Source organism: Kitasatospora sp. CB02891, assembly GCF_002803145.1.
Lineage (GTDB): Bacteria > Actinomycetota > Actinomycetes > Streptomycetales > Streptomycetaceae > Kitasatospora > Kitasatospora griseola.
In genome coordinates this window covers 126,203-143,696 of sequence record NZ_NNBO01000019.1, presented here as the reverse complement: position 1 = coordinate 143,696, position 17,494 = coordinate 126,203, and the positions used below count along the sequence as shown (strand labels likewise).

Annotated in this window: 13 protein-coding genes; 9 read left to right on the top strand and 4 right to left on the bottom strand. The window is 73.4% G+C overall.

Features of this window, described 5'->3' with window-relative positions:
* Positions 1-87 precede the first annotated feature (87 nt).
* Positions 88-1,380 carry an MFS transporter gene (locus CG736_RS31930; RefSeq protein WP_100589621.1) on the top strand — a complete coding sequence of 431 codons (1,293 nt, stop codon included), beginning with the start codon at positions 88-90 and terminating at the stop codon, positions 1,378-1,380.
* A gap of 63 nt (positions 1,381-1,443) precedes the next feature.
* Entirely contained in the window at positions 1,444-2,106 is a 663-nt protein-coding gene (locus CG736_RS31925) for a hypothetical protein (protein ID WP_100589620.1), read from the top strand.
* A gap of 7 nt (positions 2,107-2,113) precedes the next feature.
* Here CG736_RS31925 and CG736_RS31920 read toward each other — a convergent pair whose 3' ends face one another.
* Complete coding sequence (locus CG736_RS31920) at positions 2,114-3,517, bottom strand: CCA tRNA nucleotidyltransferase (RefSeq protein WP_369880789.1); 1,404 nt, start codon at positions 3,515-3,517, stop codon at positions 2,114-2,116.
* A gap of 298 nt (positions 3,518-3,815) precedes the next feature.
* Here CG736_RS31920 and CG736_RS31915 point away from each other — a divergent pair, with 298 nt between their 5' ends.
* From CG736_RS31915 to trxA, 7 genes are all read left to right on the top strand, one after another.
* Positions 3,816-6,227, top strand: coding sequence for a DUF6049 family protein (locus CG736_RS31915; RefSeq protein ID WP_100589619.1), 2,412 nt, complete (start codon positions 3,816-3,818; stop codon positions 6,225-6,227).
* A gap of 14 nt (positions 6,228-6,241) precedes the next feature.
* The gene (gene murJ / locus CG736_RS31910) at positions 6,242-8,662 is read left to right on the top strand and encodes a murein biosynthesis integral membrane protein MurJ (protein ID WP_100589618.1); all 2,421 of its coding nucleotides are present in this window, start codon (positions 6,242-6,244) and stop codon (positions 8,660-8,662) included.
* 291 nt (positions 8,663-8,953) lie between these two features.
* Positions 8,954-11,002, top strand: a complete 2,049-nt coding sequence (locus tag CG736_RS31905) for a protein kinase family protein (RefSeq protein WP_100589617.1) — start codon at positions 8,954-8,956, stop codon at positions 11,000-11,002.
* Positions 11,003-11,107: 105 nt separating this feature from the next.
* Positions 11,108-11,914, top strand: coding sequence for an RNA polymerase sigma factor SigM (gene sigM / locus CG736_RS31900; RefSeq protein ID WP_100589616.1), 807 nt, complete (start codon positions 11,108-11,110; stop codon positions 11,912-11,914).
* Positions 11,911-12,774 (top strand): anti-sigma factor, encoded by an 864-nt coding sequence (locus tag CG736_RS31895; RefSeq protein WP_100589615.1) that lies wholly within the window; start codon positions 11,911-11,913, stop codon positions 12,772-12,774. Before sigM ends, CG736_RS31895 begins: the two co-directional genes overlap by 4 nt.
* A gap of 152 nt (positions 12,775-12,926) precedes the next feature.
* Positions 12,927-13,892: a thioredoxin-disulfide reductase gene (gene trxB, locus CG736_RS31890; RefSeq protein ID WP_043915347.1), complete on the top strand. Its 966-nt coding sequence runs from the start codon at positions 12,927-12,929 to the stop codon at positions 13,890-13,892.
* Positions 13,893-14,022: 130 nt separating this feature from the next.
* Positions 14,023-14,349: a thioredoxin gene (trxA, locus tag CG736_RS31885; RefSeq protein WP_043915349.1), complete on the top strand. Its 327-nt coding sequence runs from the start codon at positions 14,023-14,025 to the stop codon at positions 14,347-14,349.
* Between the two features lie 157 nt (positions 14,350-14,506).
* On the opposite strand, the gene CG736_RS31880 is transcribed toward trxA, so the two are convergent.
* From CG736_RS31880 to CG736_RS31870, 3 genes are all read right to left on the bottom strand, one after another.
* Entirely contained in the window at positions 14,507-15,124 is a 618-nt protein-coding gene (locus tag CG736_RS31880) for a GNAT family N-acetyltransferase (RefSeq protein ID WP_100589614.1), read from the bottom strand.
* Between the two features lie 121 nt (positions 15,125-15,245).
* Positions 15,246-16,298: a ParB/RepB/Spo0J family partition protein gene (locus CG736_RS31875; protein WP_043915352.1), complete on the bottom strand. Its 1,053-nt coding sequence runs from the start codon at positions 16,296-16,298 to the stop codon at positions 15,246-15,248.
* Positions 16,295-17,257, bottom strand: coding sequence for a ParA family protein (locus CG736_RS31870; RefSeq protein WP_369880788.1), 963 nt, complete (start codon positions 17,255-17,257; stop codon positions 16,295-16,297). The genes CG736_RS31875 and CG736_RS31870 overlap by 4 nt, the downstream gene beginning before the upstream one ends.
* Between the last annotated feature and the right edge of the window lie 237 nt (positions 17,258-17,494).

Genomic DNA, 17,494 nt, shown 5'->3' with positions numbered 1-17,494 from the left:
GTGTGGAGGCGCGCGGGGGGCGCGCGTCGCGCGAAGTTGGCGGATGTTTCACGTGAAACACCGTCGGGCTCGTGGCACCCTTGGCGGGTGATCACCGAACGGCCCCCGCGCGAGGCCACCCTGCGCGGCCTGCTGCACGGCACCGGCTTCCGCCGGCTGCTGACGGTGCGCCTGCTCTCGCAGTTGTCGGACGGGGTCTTCCAGGTCTCGCTGGCCGCGTACGTGATCTTCTCCCCGGAACACCAGTCCTCCCCCGCCGACATCGCCGCGGTGCTGGCGGTGATGCTGCTGCCGTTCTCGGTGATCGGGCCGTTCGCGGGGGTGCTGCTGGACCGCTGGCGGCGGCGTCAGGTGCTGCTGATGGGCAATCTGGCCCGGTTCGGGCTGGGCCTGGTGACGGCGGCGCTGCTGCTCGGCCGGGCGCCCGACTGGATGTTCTTCGCGGCCGCGCTGCTGGTGACGGCGCTGAACCGGTTCATCCTGGCGGGCCTGTCCGCGTCGCTGCCCCGGGTGGTGGACCCGTCCGACCTGGTCACCGCGAACGCCCTCTCGCCCACGCTGGGCACGGTCGCGGCGGCCTCCGGCGGCATCGTCGGCTTCCTGGTGCACCAGGTGATGCCGCCCGGACGGAACGCGGACGCCGTCCTGGTGACGCTGGCGGCGCTGCTCTACCTCTCCGCCGCGACGGCCGCCCGGCGGATCGCCCCGGACGCGCTCGGCCCCGAGGTGCACGATGAACTCCCTTCCCTGCGGCAGGCGTTGGGCACCGCCTGGCACGATCTGCTGGCCGGCCTGCGGCACCTGCTGCGGGACTGCCGGCCGGCCGTGCGGGCGCTGGCCGCGGTCACCCTGGCCCGGTTCTGCTACGGCGTGCTGATCGTCGTGGTGCTGATGCTCTCCCGGTACACCTTCAACAGCGCGGAGGACACCGCGGGCGGCCTGTCCAGCCTGGGCCGGGCGGTGATCCTGTCCGCGGTGGGCTTCTTCGTCGCCGCGGTGATCAGCCCGTGGTGCACCCGGCGGCTCGGGCTGCACGGCTGGATGACGGTGTGTCTGGCGGCCGCCGCGGTGTTCGTCCCGGCGCTCGGACTGACCTTCCGGGAGGCCCCGTCGATGCTCGCGGCGCTGCTGCTGGGCGTGGTCACCCAGGGCACCAAGATCTGCGCGGACACCCTGGTGCAGGAGTCGGTCGAGGACGAGTACCGGGGCCGGGTGTTCGCGATCTACGACGTGCTGGTCAACGTCTCGTTCGTCGCGGCGGCCGGGGTGACCGCCCTGGTGCTGCCGCTGAACGGCCGCTCGGTGCCGGTGGTGCTGGGCCTGGCGGTGCTGTACGCGCTCGGCGCGCTGCTGTACTTCCGCTCCGCACGCCGGACCTGACGGGGTCTCTGCCGCTAGGGTCGTGGGCGCACGGCACGCCTTCGTCGTCCTGGGGGAGAACAGATGAGCACACCGCCGCCGCCCGGTCCGCACGGCGGGCCCGCCCCGTACGGCCAGCAGCCCGGCCAGCAACCGCCCGGCTACGGCCAGCCCTCCGGCTACGGCCACCCGCCCGCGTACGGACAGCCCCCGTCCTACGGACAGCCCCCGGCGTACGGTCAGCCGTCCGGCTACGGTCAGCCCCCCGCGTACGGACAGCAGCCCCCCGGGCCCGGCCCCCAGCCGGCGTACGGGCAGCCCCCCGCGTACGGACAGCAGCCGGCCGGCGAGGGGCAGATGCCCGCCTGGGGGCAGGCGCCGCCGCCCGCCAAGCCGCCCACCCGGAAGGCCAGGATCCGGGGCGTGGTGGTCGGCCTGGGGCTGATCGGCGTGGCCGTCGGCGGCCTGTTCGCCTTCCGCGCGCTGACCGGCGGGGGCGACAAGGGCGCGAACGTCGGGGACTGCCTCACCACTCAGCACCGAACGGTGGCCTGCACCGCGGCGGACGCCGACTGGAAGGTCGTGGCGCGCCACACCGGCCTCATCAGCACGTACAACTGCGCCCAGCAGTACCCGGGGACGACGGCCTACGACAGCCAGTACCGGTCCAAGAAGAAGACGGTCAAGTACCGGCTGTGCATCAGCCCGCTGAACGCCGCTCCCAAGCCGGCGACCAGCGGGCACTGAGCCGGCGTCAGTCCTCGGGCTGCGCCGCCCACCACTCGTGCAGCGCGGCGACCGCCGCCTCGTGCTCCATCGGGCCGTGCTCCAGGCGCAGTTCGAGCAGGTGCTTGTAGGCGCGGCCGACCGCGGGGCCGGGGCGCAGGCCGAGCAGCTGCATGATCTCGTTGCCGTCCAGTGCGGGCCGGATCGCGTCCAGCTGCTCCTGGGCCTGGAGCGTGGAGATCCGCTCCTCCAGCGAGTCGTAGGTGCGGGCCAGCGCGGCGGCCTTGCGCTTGTTGCGGGTGGTGCAGTCGGAGCGGGTCAGCTTGTGCAGGCGCTCCAGCATCGGCCCGGCGTCGGTGACGTAGCGGCGCACCGCGGAGTCGGTCCACTCGCCGCCGCCGTAGCCGTGGAAGCGCAGGTGCAGCTCGACCAGCCGGGACACCTCGTTGATCAGCTCGTTCGAGTACTTGAGCTCGCGCATCCGCTTGCGGGTCATCTTCGCGCCGACCACCTCGTGGTGGTGGAAGGAGACCCGGCCGTCGGACTCGAAGCGGCGGGTGCGCGGCTTGCCGATGTCGTGCAGCAGCGCGGCGAGGCGCAGCACCAGGTCGGGGCCCTCGGTCTCCAGCGCGATGGCCTGCTCCAGGACGGTCAGCGAGTGCTCGTAGACGTCCTTGTGGCGGTGGTGCTCGTCGCTCTCCAGGCGCAGTGCCGGGAGCTCGGGCAGCACGAAGTCGGCGAGGCCGGTGTCGACCAGCAGGCGCAGGCCCTTGACCGGGTGCTCGGCGAGCAGCAGCTTGTTGAGCTCGGCCTGGACGCGTTCGGCGGAGACGATGGTGATCCGCTCGGCCATCGCGGTCATCGCGGCGACCACCTCGGGCGCCGGCTCGAAGTCGAGCTGGGCGGCGAAGCGGGCGGCCCGCATCATCCGCAGCGGGTCGTCGGAGAAGGACTCCTCGGGGGTGGCGGGGGTGCGCAGCACCCGGGCCTCCAGGTCGTCCAGGCCGCGGTGCGGGTCGACGAAGCCGCGGCCGGGCAGGTCGACGGCCATCGCGTTGACGGTGAAGTCGCGGCGCACCAGGTCCTGCTCGATCGAGTCGCCGTAGCTGACCTCGGGCTTGCGGGAGCTGCGGTCGTAGGCCTCGCTGCGGTACGTGGTGATCTCGATCAGGAACGAGCCCTCGGGCGTGTCCTTGCGGGCGCCGACGGTGCCGAACGCGATGCCGACGTCCCAGACCGCGTCGGCCCAGCCCTTGACCAGCTTGAGGATCTGCTGGGGGCGGGCGTCGGTGGTGAAGTCGAGGTCGTTGCCGAGCCGGCCGAGCAGGGCGTCCCGGACCGAGCCGCCGACCAGCGAGAGCCGGTGGCCGGCGTCCTGGAAGCGGCGGGCGATCTCGTCGGCGACCGGGGAGACCCTCAGCAGTTCCTGCAGGCCGAGGGTCTGCGCCTCGGTCAGGCCCGGCAGGGCGACCCGGTCGGCGGAGCTGGAATGATTGGTGCTGGACGCATTGGCAGTGGACACGGCTCACAAGGGTACGTGCCCGCCCTGCTCCGCCGCCCTCCCGTTTCGTGTGCTCCGCCCGCTCCTCAGCTCCCGGCCCGTGGCACTGCGGGCCGCGCAACGTCGTTACCATGCCGGGTGAACGCTCCTTGTCGGAGGCCGCCGGGGTCGGGCGGGGCCGCGTCGGTGCGTGGGTCGATCGAGACGATCAGGAACGGCGAGGACGCGCGTGGACGAGCGGACCGGGCGGGGCGCGGCAGGGGCCGGGCGCCGTGAACGGTGGACGGGCCGGCTGGCCAGGGGTGCCGCCGCCCTGCTGGCAGGCGGACTGGTCGGGGCCGTCGCGGCCGCCCCGGCAGCGGCCCGGCCCGGCACTCTGGTGACTGCGACGGGCGAGTACCCGGCGACCGTGCAGATCGACACGGTGCAGGTCGGCAACGGGGCGACGCCGAAGATCGCACACGAGAACGAGAACGTGACGGTCACCGGCAAGGTCACCAACTCCGGTTCGGACACCCTGAGGTCCTCGGCGGTCAAGGTGCGGCAGCCGAGCGCCGGCAAGCCGATGCTGACCACCCGCAGCGACATCGACATGATGGGCTCCTGGGCCACGCCGAGCACCAAGGACGGCATCGCGCTGGACAGCCCGGCGCAGGAGGTCGGCGACCTGGGCCCGGGGCAGAGCAAGGACTTCACCCTGCAGGTGCCGGTGTCCGCGCTGAACGCCAAGGAGACCGGCAGCTACGAGCTGGCGGTGGACCTCTGGGGCACCACCGGCGGCGACCGGACGGCGCACCCGCTCGGCATCGCCCGCACCTACCTGCCGTTCCAGGGGCACGCCACGGCCAAGCCCTCGCAGGTCTCGGTGGTGTGGCCGCTGACCCACGCCCCGGTGCTGGTCGCGCAGACCATGCCGGACCAGGACCAGACGCCGGTGCTGCGGGACGACAGCCTGGCGGGCGAGCTGACCGGCGACGGGCGGCTGAACCAGTTGGTCGAGATCGGCAAGACGATGCCGGGCCTGACCTGGGCGATCGACCCGGACCTGCTGGACACCGTGTTCGCGATGACCAAGCCGTACCGGGTGCAGAAGCCCGGCACCTCCGGCGAGTCCGCGCGGGACGACAACACCGTGCCGGGCACCGGCCGCGACGCGGCGACGGCCTGGCTGGCGAAGCTGAAGTCGGCGGTGTCGGGGCAGGACTCCGAGGTGGTGTCGCTGCCGTACGCCGACCCGGACCTGGCGTCGATCGCGCACCACGGCGCCGGCCTGAACGGCATGGACGCCGCGCTGCGCAAGGCGATGACGGCGGGGCAGGTCACCACCGAGGCGCGGCTGTCGGTGGACGCCCACTCGGACGTGGCCTGGCCGTACCGGGGTCTGCTGGACCAGCGGACGGCGGCCGTGGCGGGCGCGGCGGGCGGCCGGACGGTGCTGGTCAACGGCGCGTCGATGCCGGAGTCCGACAAGCTGACCTACACGCCGAACGCGGCGCGTCCGATCGGCAACGGGCAGACCGCGGTGGTCTCGGACTCGGTGCTCGCCTCGCTGTTCCAGAACGACCTGGCCACCGTGCAGGACCGCACCGCGGTCCAGCAGCGGTTCCTGGCCGAGACCCTGGCGATCGCCCACCAGGAGCCGGAGCACCCGCGCGGCTTGCTGGTGCTGCCGTCCCGGTCGCTGACCGTCGGCACCGCGCAGGCGCTGCACGACTCGGTGCTGGCGGCGTCCGGCAACGGCGGCTGGGTGACTCCGGTCATCCTGCAGAAGGTCGTCGACATGCCGGCGGACCCGACCGCCAACGCCAACGTCCCGGCCGACTACCCGGGTGACGCGACCGGCACCGAGCTGTCCTCCGGTGAGCTGGTCGACACCATGGGCATCCAGGACGGCGTCGACCAGCTGATGATGATCCTCACCCAGCCGGAGCGGGTCCGCGGCCCGTTCAGCGCGGCCATGGTGCGGTCGATGTCCACCAGCTGGCGCGACCAGCAGAAGGCCGGCATCGCCTACCGGGCCGGTGTGCAGCACTACCTGGACAACCTGAAGTCGGCGGTCCGGGTGCCGAAGAAGAGCACCGTGACACTGCCGGGCGACAACGCGACGCTGCTGATCAGCGTCAAGAACGACCTCACCCAGGCGGTCGGCAACCTGGAACTGCGGCTGTACTCCACCCAGCCGAACCGTCTCCTCGTCGGCGAGAACCAGCCGGTGGTGCTGGACGCCACCACCTCCCGCACCTTCCGCTTCCCCGCCGAGGCGCAGGTCAACGGCCAGGTCCAGGTGACCGCGGAGCTGTGGACCACCGGCCCGAACGCGCAGCGCTACGGCGAACCGGTGGAGTTCACCGTCGACGTCACCTCGGTGGCCAGCGGTGTGACGTACGTGATCGCCGGCGGCACCGCGCTGATGCTCCTCGCCGGGGTGCGGTTCTACCTGCAGCGCAAGAAGCGCAAGGCGGCCGGCGAGATCGACGAGGACCCGGACCGCCCGCTGTCGGACGCCGCGGGCGACGACGGCGACCGGCCGGGCGCCGACGCGGAGCCCTCCTCCGAGCGGGATGACACCGATCGGGTCTCCGGTGATGAGATGGTGGATCACCGGGCGCCTCACCCCCAGGCGTCCGTCCCCCCTCTCTGACGTGGATTGGTGGCATGAACGAGCGGAGCGAGCGAGCAACCCAGGACCAGGGCGGAGGTAGGCCCCAGGACCGCGCGGGCGGCCCACGGTCCGCCGCCGCCCCCGCCGACCCCACCGCCGACTGGTACGTCGCCGACACCTACGCCCGTGACCCGTACGCCGCCGAGGCGTACGGGGACGCGGACCCGTACGGCGAGGTCGACCTGCCGGGCGCCGTCCCGGACGCCGCGGAGGTCCAGGACGCCCCGGCGGCCACGGCGGCGGTGCCCGGCCAGCCGAGCCGCGAGCCCGAGGCCGCCCTGCGGCTGACCGCGCCCGCCCCGCGCTGGGCGTCGATCGCCGCCGAGGTGGCCGCGGAGGCCGCCGAGCCGACCGGGTCGCGCTGGGACACCGAGACCACCGAGTACGTCGGCGTGGAGACCCTGCTGTCGGCCCCGGAGCAGGCGCCCGCGCCGCAGGCCGCACCGCACTCGCCGCAGGCCGCACCGCCCGCGCCGAAGGCCACCGAGCCCGAGTCGGCCGAGCCCGCCGGCGAACCGGAGCCCGCGAAGGCCCTCGGGCCCGAGCCGGCCCCCGCGACGGGCGAGCGCCACCCGTACGTGCCGCCGATCGAGTTCGACCCGCCGCTCTCCGAGGAGGAGGCGGTGATGCGGGCCGACGCGGCCGTCCTGGAGGCCAACGCCGCCGCCGCGCCGCCCGCCCCCGTACCTGCGCCCGCAGCCGCGCCCGTGGCCGCACCCGCGCCCGCCGGGCCGGGCGACGCCGGTGGCAGCGGTGGCGACGGCGCCGGCAGCCGGGTCACCGGGCTGCTGAACTCCAGCGCCATCATGGCGGCCGGCACCCTGGTCTCCCGCGGCACCGGCTTCCTGCGCACGATGGTGATCGCCGCCGCGATCGGCGTGGCCTCGATGGGCGACTCGTACAACGCCGCCAACACGCTGCCCACCCTGCTGTACATCCTGATCGGCGGCGGCGCGCTGAACGCGGTGTTCGTCCCGCAGCTGGTGCGCAGCATGAAGAACGACGAGGACGGCGGCACCGCCTACGCGAACCGACTGCTCACCCTGGTGGTGACCGGCCTGGCGGGCGTGGTGTTCGTCGCGGTGCTGGCCGCGCCGGTGCTGGTGCAGCTGATCTCGCACGCCCTGATGCGGGACCAGCAGAGCGCCGACACCACGGTCGCGCTGGCCCGGTACTGCCTGCCGACCATCTTCTTCATGGGCGTGCACGTGGTGATGGGCCAGATCCTCAACGCCCGCGGCCGGTTCGGCGCGATGATGTGGACGCCGGTCCTGAACAACGTCGTGGTGATCTTCACCTTCGTGATGTACATCGGCGTGTACGGCACCTTCCAGCACACCGAGGTCACCCCGCAGGCCATCTCCCCCGAGGGCGTCCGGCTGCTCGGCATCGGCACCATGCTGGGCCTGGCGGTGCAGGCGCTGGCAATGATCCCGTACCTGCGGTCGGCCGGCTTCGGGTTCCGGCCGCGCTTCGACTGGCGCGGCGCCGGCCTGGGCAAGGCGGCCCGGCTGGCCAAGTGGACCTTCCTGTTCGTGCTGGCCAACCAGGCGGGCTTCCTGGTGGTGACCCAGCTGGCCACCGCCTCCGGCAAGGCCGCCGAGCACGACGGCCACCTCGGCGTCGGCCTGGCCGCGTACTCCAACGCGCTGCTGATCTGGCAGCTGCCGATGGCGGTGATCACCGTGTCGGTGATGAGCGCGGTGCTCCCCCGGCTGTCCCGGGCGGCCGCCGACCAGGACGCCGGGGCGGTCCGCGACGACCTCTCCTACGGCCTGCGCACCTCGGCGGTGGCGATCGTCCCGGCGGCGTTCCTGTTCCTGTCGCTGGGCCCGGTGATCGGCTCCTCGATCTACGGCCTGGGCAACGGCGGCGCGGTCGCCCACGGCACCACCGCGGTCGGCTACATGCTCTCCGCCTTCGCCCTCGGCCTGATCCCGTACTCGGTGCAGTACGTGCTGCTGCGCGGCTTCTACGCGTACGAGGACACCCGCACCCCGTTCTCCAACACCGTCTGGGTGGCGCTCACCCAGGCCGGCACCGCGGTGCTGTGCTGGCTGCTGCTGCCCGCGCAGTGGGCGGTGACCGGCATGGCGCTGGGCTACGGCCTGTCGTACGCGGTGGGCGTGTTCGTCGCGGTGCCGAAGCTGAAGGCGCGGATCGGCGGACTGGACACCGCCCGGATCACCAAGACCTACGTCCGGCTGGCGATCGCCTCGCTGCCCGCCGCCGTGGTCGGCCTGGGGATCGAGCTGTTCGCGCTGCGGGTGGTGGACGGCTGGATCGGCAACGTCCTGACGCTGCTGGTGGCGGCCGTCGTCCAGATCGCGGTGTTCCTGCTGCTGGCCCGCCGGATGCGCATCGAGGAACTCAACGCGCTCACCGGAATGGTCCGTCGGCGGATCGGCCGCTGACCGGAACGCCGGTCACGGATTGACGAATCGTCAATCACGGGGCTGACGATTCGTCGGCGACTCAGTCCGCCTACTGTGGGCCGGAGTCGGGGCACACCCCCGATTCCGGCCCATTCGTCTGCTGTTCGCCCGGAAGTGGGTAAGCGGGCAACCTCCCGGCACTCTCAGCGGTCGTACCAGGGTGCCGCGAGTGGGCACAATTGTCCTTGCAGCACGGCCGACCACTCCGGCAGCGGCTCGTCGACCGTCCCGGCCCCGACCCGGGACGACACAAGGGGAGGCAGGACCACGGTGGCTGACGGCACCAAGGCGATCGTCGACACGTCCGAGACGGACGGGGCGGCGACCGAGGCCGCGCCCGGAACCTCGCAGCGCGACACCGGATCCGACCGCGGCCGCGCCGCGAAGGGGTCCGCCGACAGCGTGGTGAAGAGCACCGCGAACGGCTCCCCGAAGGACGCCGCGAAGAACACCCCCAAGGGCGCGTCCAAGGGCGCGTCGAAGCCCGGGGCGAAGGACGCCCCGACCACCCCGCTGCGGCCCGCCGCCGCGGAGCCCGCCGACGCCTCCGGGAGCGACGACCCGAAGCCGCCCGCCGACGCCACCGCCCCGCTCTCCGCGCAGGAGATCGACGCCGAGCTGACTGCCCAGGGCGCCCGCGCCGCCGAGCGCCCCTCCCGCAGCCGCGGCGTGCGCCGCCCGCTGCCCCCGATCGAGCCGTCCGAGCCCGCCCCGCCCACCAGCACCGAGACGCTGGACGCCGACACCGCCACGCTGCCCGCCGTGCTGCCCGCCCCGCAGCGGCACAGCGGCGACAAGATCGGCGGCCGCTACCGGCTGGAGGAGTGCATCTCCGAGTCGGACACCTTCACCAGCTGGCGCGCCGTCGACGAGAAGCTCCGCCGCGCCGTCGGCGTGCACCTGCTCTCGGCCGGCCACCGCCGCGCCAAGTCGGTGCTCACCGCGGCCCGCAGCGCCGCCCTGCTCGGCGACCCGCGCTTCGTCCAGGTGCTGGACGCCGTGCAGGAGGGCGAGCTGGTGTACGTGGTCCGCGAGTGGCTGCCCGGCGCCCGCGACCTCGGCGAGCTGCTGGCCGACGGCCCGCTGGAGCCGTACGACGCCTACCAGATGGTCCGCCAGGTCACCGACGCCATCGCCGCCGCCCACCAGCGCGGCCAGGCCCACCTGCGGCTCACCCCCAAGTGCGTGCTGCGCACCGACGGCGGCCAGTACCGGATCAACGGCATCGCGGTCGACGCCGCCCTGCGCGGCCTGCCCACCGAGGACGCCGAACTGACCGACGTCCGTGCGATCGGCGCACTGCTGTACGCGTCGCTCACCCACCGCTGGCCGTACCCGGAGGACCGCTACGACCTCCAGGGGCTCCCCAAGGACCTCGGCTGCGTGCCCCCGGACCAGGTCCGGGCCGGCGTCCACAAGGGCCTGGCGGAACTCGCCGCCCGGATCCTGTGCGAGCAGCCGCCGCACCACAAGGAGCCGATCACCACCCCCGCCGAACTGGCCGCGGCGATCGCCGAACTGCCGAAGATCCGGCAGCCGGAGCAGCCCGCCCCGCCGGTGCTGCGCACCCCGCCCGCCGCCCGGCCGCGCTACTCCCCCGGCGCGCCCACCCAGGCGATCCCGGCGGCCGAGCCCGCCCCGGCCCCCGTCGCCCCCCGCCCGGCCCCGCGGCCCGCTCCGCGCCGCCGCCGCGGGCTGCGCCGGGTGGCCCAGTGGACCGCCTCGCTGGTGGCGCTCTCCGCCGTCACGGTCGGCTCCTGGCAGCTGGTGGACTACGTCAACAACCGGAACAAGGCCACCACCGACAACCACACCGCGCCCGCCCCCGCCCCGAGCGACAGCGGGGCCGCCGCCACCGGCGAGAAGCTCGCCATCTCGTCGGTCTCCCCGTTCAACGCGTTCGGCGGCACCAAGGACGAACACGTCAGCGAGCTCCCCAACGCCACCGACGGCAACCCGGCGACCGCCTGGACCACCCAGCGCTACAACGACCAGTTCGGCACCGCCTACCGGCCCGGCGACGGCCTGCTGGTCGACCTCGGCTCGGCGCGCGCCGTCAGCTCGGTGGAGGTCCAGTTCCTCGGCGACACCAAGGTCGAGCTGAAGGCCGCCCCGGCCGGCGCCACCACCGCCCCGGCCGACGACGAGAACGGCTTCCGCAGCCTCGGCGCCACGATCGCCGGCGGCTCCGGCTCCAAGGTCACCCTGAAGCCCGCCGCCCCGGTCACCACCCGGTACCTGCTGGTCTGGCTCACCAACGTGCCCACCGACGACGGCGGGTACCGCGGCAGGATCGCCGAGATCCAGGTCAACGGCTAGCCGCACAATCGGACCGCCTGCGCCCCTTGATCCGCTCCGCCGGATCCCCAACGATGGTGACCCGCGGCCGCCGGATCGGACGGCCGGACCGTGAGGAGGGGGCGGATGGCCGAGGAGCCCAGCGACGCCGAACTGCTCGCCCGGCACACGGCGGGCGACCCGGACGCCTTCGGGCTGCTGGTGCACCGCCACCGCGACCGCCTGTGGGCGGTCGCGGTGCGCACCCTCGGCGACCGCGAGGAGGCCGCGGACGCGCTCCAGGACGCCCTGGTCTCCGCGTTCCGCGCCGCGGCCGGCTTCCAGGGCCGCTCGGCGGTCACCACCTGGCTGCACCGGATCGTGGTCAACGCCTGCCTGGACCGCGCCCGCCGCGGCGCCGTCCGCCGGGCCGAGTCGCTCGACCAGCACCCGGGCGGCCCGCCGGACGCCGCGCTCGGCACCAGCGAGGGCGCGGAGAACCACGCGGTGCGCGCCGAGACCCGGCGCGAGGTGGCGGACGCCCTGGCCGCGCTGCCCGCCGACCAGCGGGCCGCCCTGGTGCTGGTCGACATGCAGGGCTACCCGGTCGCCGAGGCCGCCGAGGTGCTCGGCGTCCCGGTCGGCACCGTCAAGAGCCGCTGCGCCCGCGGCCGGGCCCGGCTGCTGCCCCTGCTGCGCCACCTCCGCCCGGACGATGTTCCACGTGGAACCGACGCCGCCCGTGTTCCACGTGGAACCGACCCGGGCCCCGCTCCGCGGGAGGCCGATCCGCCGCGTGTTCCACGTGGAACCACCCCCGGCCCACGGGCACCCGTCGCCGATGTTCCACGTGGAACCCCGTCCGCGGCCCGGACCGGGAACCCGAACCGGCCCTCCCCCGTCCCACCCACGAATCCCGCCACCACGCTGGAAGGAGATGCGACCCCGCGATGACGCCGCACCCGCCTTCCGAGCACCCCGACCTGGACGCGCTGGCCGATCTGGCCGAGGACCTGCTGCCGGCCGAACAGGCCGAACCGCTCCACCGCCACCTGGCCGCCTGCCCGGCCTGCGCCGAGGACTACGCCGCGCTCAGCGGCCTCCCGGAGCTGCTGGCGGACCTCCCGGCCGCACCGATGCCGCAGGACGTCGCCGACCGGCTGACGGCGGCGCTGGCCGCCGAGTCCGCCGCCCGCGCCGAGACCCGCGCCGAGGAGCGCCCGGAGCGCCCTCTCGCCGCCCCGTCCGGCCCGTCCGCCCCGTCCCGCCCCGGCGGGCCCGCCCGCGCCGCCACCGGGCCGGGGCGCCCCGCGCGCCGTCGCCGTCGCGCCCTGAGCCTGTTGCTCGCCACCGCCGCCGTGGCCGCCGTGGCCACCCTGGGCGGGCTGCTGATCGACCGGGACACGGCCCGCTCGACCGCCTCGGCCGCCCACGGGGACAGCGGCAAGGCCGCCGCCGAGCCGTCGGCCGTCGACGCCTCCCGTCCCCGGCCCAACGCCGCCGCCGGCAGCCAGGGCCCGGAATTCACCGCCGAACAGCTCCCGGCGCAGATCCGTCAACTGCTGTCCGCCAAGCCCGCCGACCAGCTCGCCCCGGCCGACCCGGGCGGCAGCGCACCGGCCTGTGCGCTGGCCGCGGCCGGGCACCCGGACGACCCGCCGCTGACCACCGGAACGGGCCGCTACCAGGGCCGACCGGTGCTGGCCCTGGTGTTCCGCCCGCCCGGTGGCAGCGGCCCGTTGGACGTCTACCTGGCCACCCCGGACTGCCCCGGCTCGTCGATCCTGCTGCACAGCACCGTCCCGGCCCCCTGATTCCTCACCGTTTTGAGTCGTCCACGTCCGAAGCGCGGGTGCCTGGTGCGCTCGGGCCTGGGAATGCGGGAGACTGGTTAGTCGTTGTCCGGGGCGGCGGAGCAACCGCCCTCCCCCGCGCGAGCGGGACGCCATGCGAACCAGGAGATGCAGTGAGCGACGTCCGTAACGTGATCATCATCGGTTCCGGCCCGTCCGGGTACACCGCTGCGTTGTACACCGCGCGTGCCTCCCTCAAGCCGTTGGTGTTCGAGGGCGCGGTCACGGCCGGCGGCGCGCTGATGAACACCACCGAGGTGGAGAACTTCCCCGGCTTCCGCGACGGCATCATGGGCCCCGAGCTGATGGACAACATGCGGGCCCAGGCCGAGCGCTTCGGCGCCGAGCTGGTGCCGGACGACGTCGTCGCCGTCGACCTCACGGGTGACATCAAGACCGTCACCGACTCCGAGGGCACCGTGCACCGCGCCCGGGCCGTGATCGTCACCACCGGCTCGCAGCACCGCAAGCTCAACCTGCCGAACGAGGACAAGCTCTCCGGCCGCGGCGTCTCCTGGTGCGCGACCTGCGACGGCTTCTTCTTCCGCGACCAGGACATCGCGGTGGTCGGCGGCGGCGACACCGCGATCGAGGAGGCGACCTTCCTCTCCCGGTTCGCCCGCAGCGTCACGATCGTCCACCGCCGCAACACCCTGCGCGCCTCCAAGGCGATGCAGGAGCGCGCCTTCGCCAACCCGAAGATCACCTTCGCCTGGGACAGCGCGGTCGAGGAGATCCACGGCGACCCGAAGCTGACCGGCCTGACCCTGCGCGACACCAACACCGGCGACCTGCGCGAGCTGCCCGTCACCGGCCTGTTCATCGCGATCGGCCACGACCCGCGCACCGACCTGTTCAAGGGCCAGCTGGACCTGGACGCCGAGGGCTACCTGAAGGTGGAGTCGCCCTCCACCCGCACCAACATCCCGGGTGTCTTCGCCGCGGGCGACGTGGTCGACCACACCTACCGCCAGGCCATCACCGCCGCCGGCACCGGATGCTCCGCGGCGCTGGACACCGAGCACTACCTCGCCGCGCTGACGGACTCCGAGGCCGAGACCGCCGCCGTCGCGGTCTGAGCCACCGACAGACCCACCCAGGGCCGAGCAGCCCACCGGCCGGGAGCGGCGACCGTTTCCGCACCGAAACAGAACCGCCCCCGCCGTTGTTATCCCTCTCGCACCTCTCCTCCGACCCCAAGGAGTTCCCGTGGCCGGCGCCACCAAGGAAGTAACCGACGCGACCTTCGACGCCGAGGTTCTCAAGAGCGAAAAGCCCGTCCTGGTCGACTTCTGGGCCACCTGGTGCGGCCCGTGCCGCCAGGTCGCCCCGGTCCTGGAGGACATCGCGGCCGAGCACGGCGACAAGCTGTCCGTCGTCAAGCTCGACGTCGACGCCAACCAGGAGACCGCCGCGACGTACAACGTGATCTCCATCCCGACCCTGAACGTCTACAAGGGCGGCGAGCTGGTGAAGACCATCACCGGTGCCCGCCCGAAGGCCGCGCTGCTCCGCGAGCTGGCCGAGTACCTGTAGTCCGTTCCGGACGCCGTCGCCGAGGCGGCCCGCACGGGAAGTTCCCGGTGCGGGCCGCCTCGGTGTTTTCGGCGGGCACCGTGAGGCTTCGTCAGGACGCGACGAGAGCCGGGCAGTCCGATCCGGACCGACCTCGCCGGAGCGGGGAACGCCGCTCTCAGAACGGCCGCAGCGCCGGTTCCTTGCGCCGGCCGCCGAGCAGCCGCTCCAACGCACCCTCCATGTCGCCCTTCCAGGACAGCGTGGAGCGCGCCTCCAGCCGCAGCCGCGGATACCGGTGGTGCGGCCGAACGGTCTTGAAGCCGACCGCCAGGAGATGGTCGGCGGGCAACACGCAGCTGGGGATCTCACCGCCCTGCGCCCCGAACGCCTCGATCGCCCGGAAGCCGCGCCGGATCAGGTCCTTGGCCACCGCCTGCACCAACACCCGTCCCAGGCCCTGCCCCTGAAACTCCGGCAGCACCCGGGAGACCATCAACTGCACCGCGTCCGGGGAGATCGGACTGGTCGGGAACGACTGTCCGCGCGGCACGTACGCGGGCGGGGCGTAGAGCACGAACCCGGCCGGACGGTCGTCCACGTAGGCGACTCTGCCGCAGGACCCCCAGTCCAGCAGTACCGCCGAGATCCAGCCCTCCTTCTCCAACTCCCCCTTGCCGGCGTCCTGCGCGGCCCGTCCGCTGACCGGGTCGAGCTCCCAGAACACGCAGGAGCGGCAGGTGTTCGGCAGCTCCGAGAGGTTGTCCAGCGTCAGCGGAACGACCCTTCGCCCCACGCCCGCACCTCCTCCTCCACACGGAAACCGGCCCAGGAGTCCAGTCTGCGCCGCCCAACGAAACGGGTGCACGTTTCACGTGAAACATGCACCCGTTGTTCGCCGTTCGGGGTCACCGACGTCAGGACAGCCGCAGCCCCTGCTCACCCGGCGCCAGGCTGTCCAGGATCCGGTTCAGGTCCTCGGCCGAAGCGAACTCCAGCACCACCTTGCCCTTGCCGATCCGGCCGTCGCGCTGCGAGGCCTCGACCTTGACCCGGGTCTCGAAGCGGTCCGAGAGCCGGTCGGACAGCTCGGTGAAGACCGGCGAGGTCGACCGGCCCGCCCGCGAGGTGGCCTTCTTCTCCTTCGGGGTCTCACCGGCCATCAGCCGGGCGATCTCCTCGGTGGCCCGCACCGTCAGCAGCTCGGCCGTCACCCGCTCGGTCAGCTTCTCCTGGCCCGCCGCATCCGGCACCATCAGGATCGCCTTCGCGTGCCCGGCGGTGACCGTCCCGGCCGCGACCTTCAGCTGCACCGAGACCGGCAGCTTCATCAGCCGCAGCGTGTTGGACACGTACTCCCTGGACTTGCCGATCCGGTCCGCCAGCTGCTGGTGCGTGCAGGCGAATTCGCTCAGCAACTGGTCGTACGCCGAAGCCTCCTCCAGCGCGTTCAGCTCGGCCCGGTGCAGGTTCTCCAGCAGCGCGTCCAGCAGCAGCTTGTCGTCCTCGGTGGCCCGGACGATCGCCGGGATCACCTCCAGGCCGGCCTCCCGGGAGGCCCGCCAGCGACGCTCACCCATGATCAGCTCGTAGCGCTCCGGACCGGTCTGACGGACCACCACGGGCTGCAGCAGGCCGACCTGCTTGATGGAGGCGACCAGTTCGGCGAGCTTCTCCTCGTCGAACACCTCGCGCGGCTGGCGCGGGTTGGGGCTGATCGAGTCCAGCGGCAGCTCGGCGAACCGGGCGCCGTCCACCGGCGTCAGCGCCGCTTCCAGGACGCTGCGGCGCTTGTCGCCGGCCAGCTCCCGCAGACTCTCCGCGGCGGCCTTGGCGGCCACCGTGCCGCGATCGGTGGGAACCACCGGCGCCGGCGGGTCGGCCGGTGCGGCCGCTCCCCCGGCCGCCGGCTGGGTCGCCGGGATCAGCGCCCCCAGACCCCTGCCCAGACCCCTGCGCGTGCCACTCACCGGTTGCCCTCCATCGAACTCTGCTGTGCCGTCGGCGCGGACGGCTCCGCGCCGCTGCGCGGCGGAACGACCGCCGCGCGTGCCCGGTGCCGCCCGTCCCCGGCCTTGACGACCGCCCGCAGCGCCAGCTCGCGGCCCGCCTCCAGGTAGGAGAGCGCGCCGCTGGAACCGGGGTCGTAGGTGACTACGGTCTGCCCGTAGCTCGGGGCCTCGGAGATGCGCACCGATCGCGGGATGGCGGTGGCCAGCACCTCGTTCTCGAAGTGCGTCCGCACCTCCTCGGCGACCTGCGCGGCCAGCCTGGTCCGGGCGTCGTACATGGTCAGCAGGATGGTCGAGACGTGCAGCGCCGGGTTCAGGTGCGCCCGCACCAGCTCCACGTTGCGCAGCAGCTGGCCCAGGCCCTCCAGCGCGTAGTACTCGCACTGGATCGGGATCAGCACCTCCTGACCGGCCACCAGGGCGTTGACGGTCAGCAGCCCGAGCGAGGGCGGACAGTCGATCAGCACGTAGTCCAGCGGCTGCTCGTAGGCGGCGATGGCCCGCTGCAGCCGGCTCTCCCGGGCCACCAGCGAGACCAGCTCGATCTCCGCGCCGGCCAGGTCGATGGTCGCCGGGCAGCAGAACAGCCCCTCGACGTCCACCACCGGCTGCACCACGTCGGCCAGCGGCTTGCCCTCCACCAGCACGTCGTAGATCGACGGGACCTCGGCGTGGTGGTCGATGCCCAGGGCGGTCGAGGCGTTGCCCTGCGGGTCGAGGTCGATGACCAGCACCCGCAGGCCGTGCATGGCGAGCGAGGCGGCCAGGTTGACGGTGGTGGTGGTCTTGCCCACCCCGCCCTTCTGGTTGGCCACCACCATGACCCGGGTGACGGCGGGTCGGGGAAGCCCCTCCCCGGCGAACCCGGTGACCGGGACGGCGGCGTGCGCGGCACGTGCGACGGGGGTTTCATCCACCTGATCGACGATCTCCGACTCCTGCATGGGGGTCAGTGTTTCACGTGAAACCGGAGCCGCGACAGTCACTGCCGGGTCCCGTTCGCGGGTCCGGTTCAGCTCCTGATCAAGTACGCCGGTCAGCAGGAAGCGACGTTTCACGTGGAACACGATGCCCGGAATGTCGGAATCCGACGGCCCGACACTCCGGGTGCCGACAAGCGAACGGGGCGGGTGGCCCGATCGCCACCCGCCCCG

What these genes read in the sequence shown, in the direction of transcription:
- CG736_RS31895 (WP_100589615.1), top strand. Translation starts at nt 11,911, where the DNA reads ATGACGCCGCACCCGCCTTCCGAGCACCCCGACCTGGACGCGCTGGCC.
- sigM (WP_100589616.1), top strand. Translation starts at nt 11,108, where the DNA reads ATGGCCGAGGAGCCCAGCGACGCCGAACTGCTCGCCCGGCACACGGCG.
- murJ (WP_100589618.1), top strand. Translation starts at nt 6,242, where the DNA reads ATGAACGAGCGGAGCGAGCGAGCAACCCAGGACCAGGGCGGAGGTAGG.
- CG736_RS31925 (WP_100589620.1), top strand. Translation starts at nt 1,444, where the DNA reads ATGAGCACACCGCCGCCGCCCGGTCCGCACGGCGGGCCCGCCCCGTAC.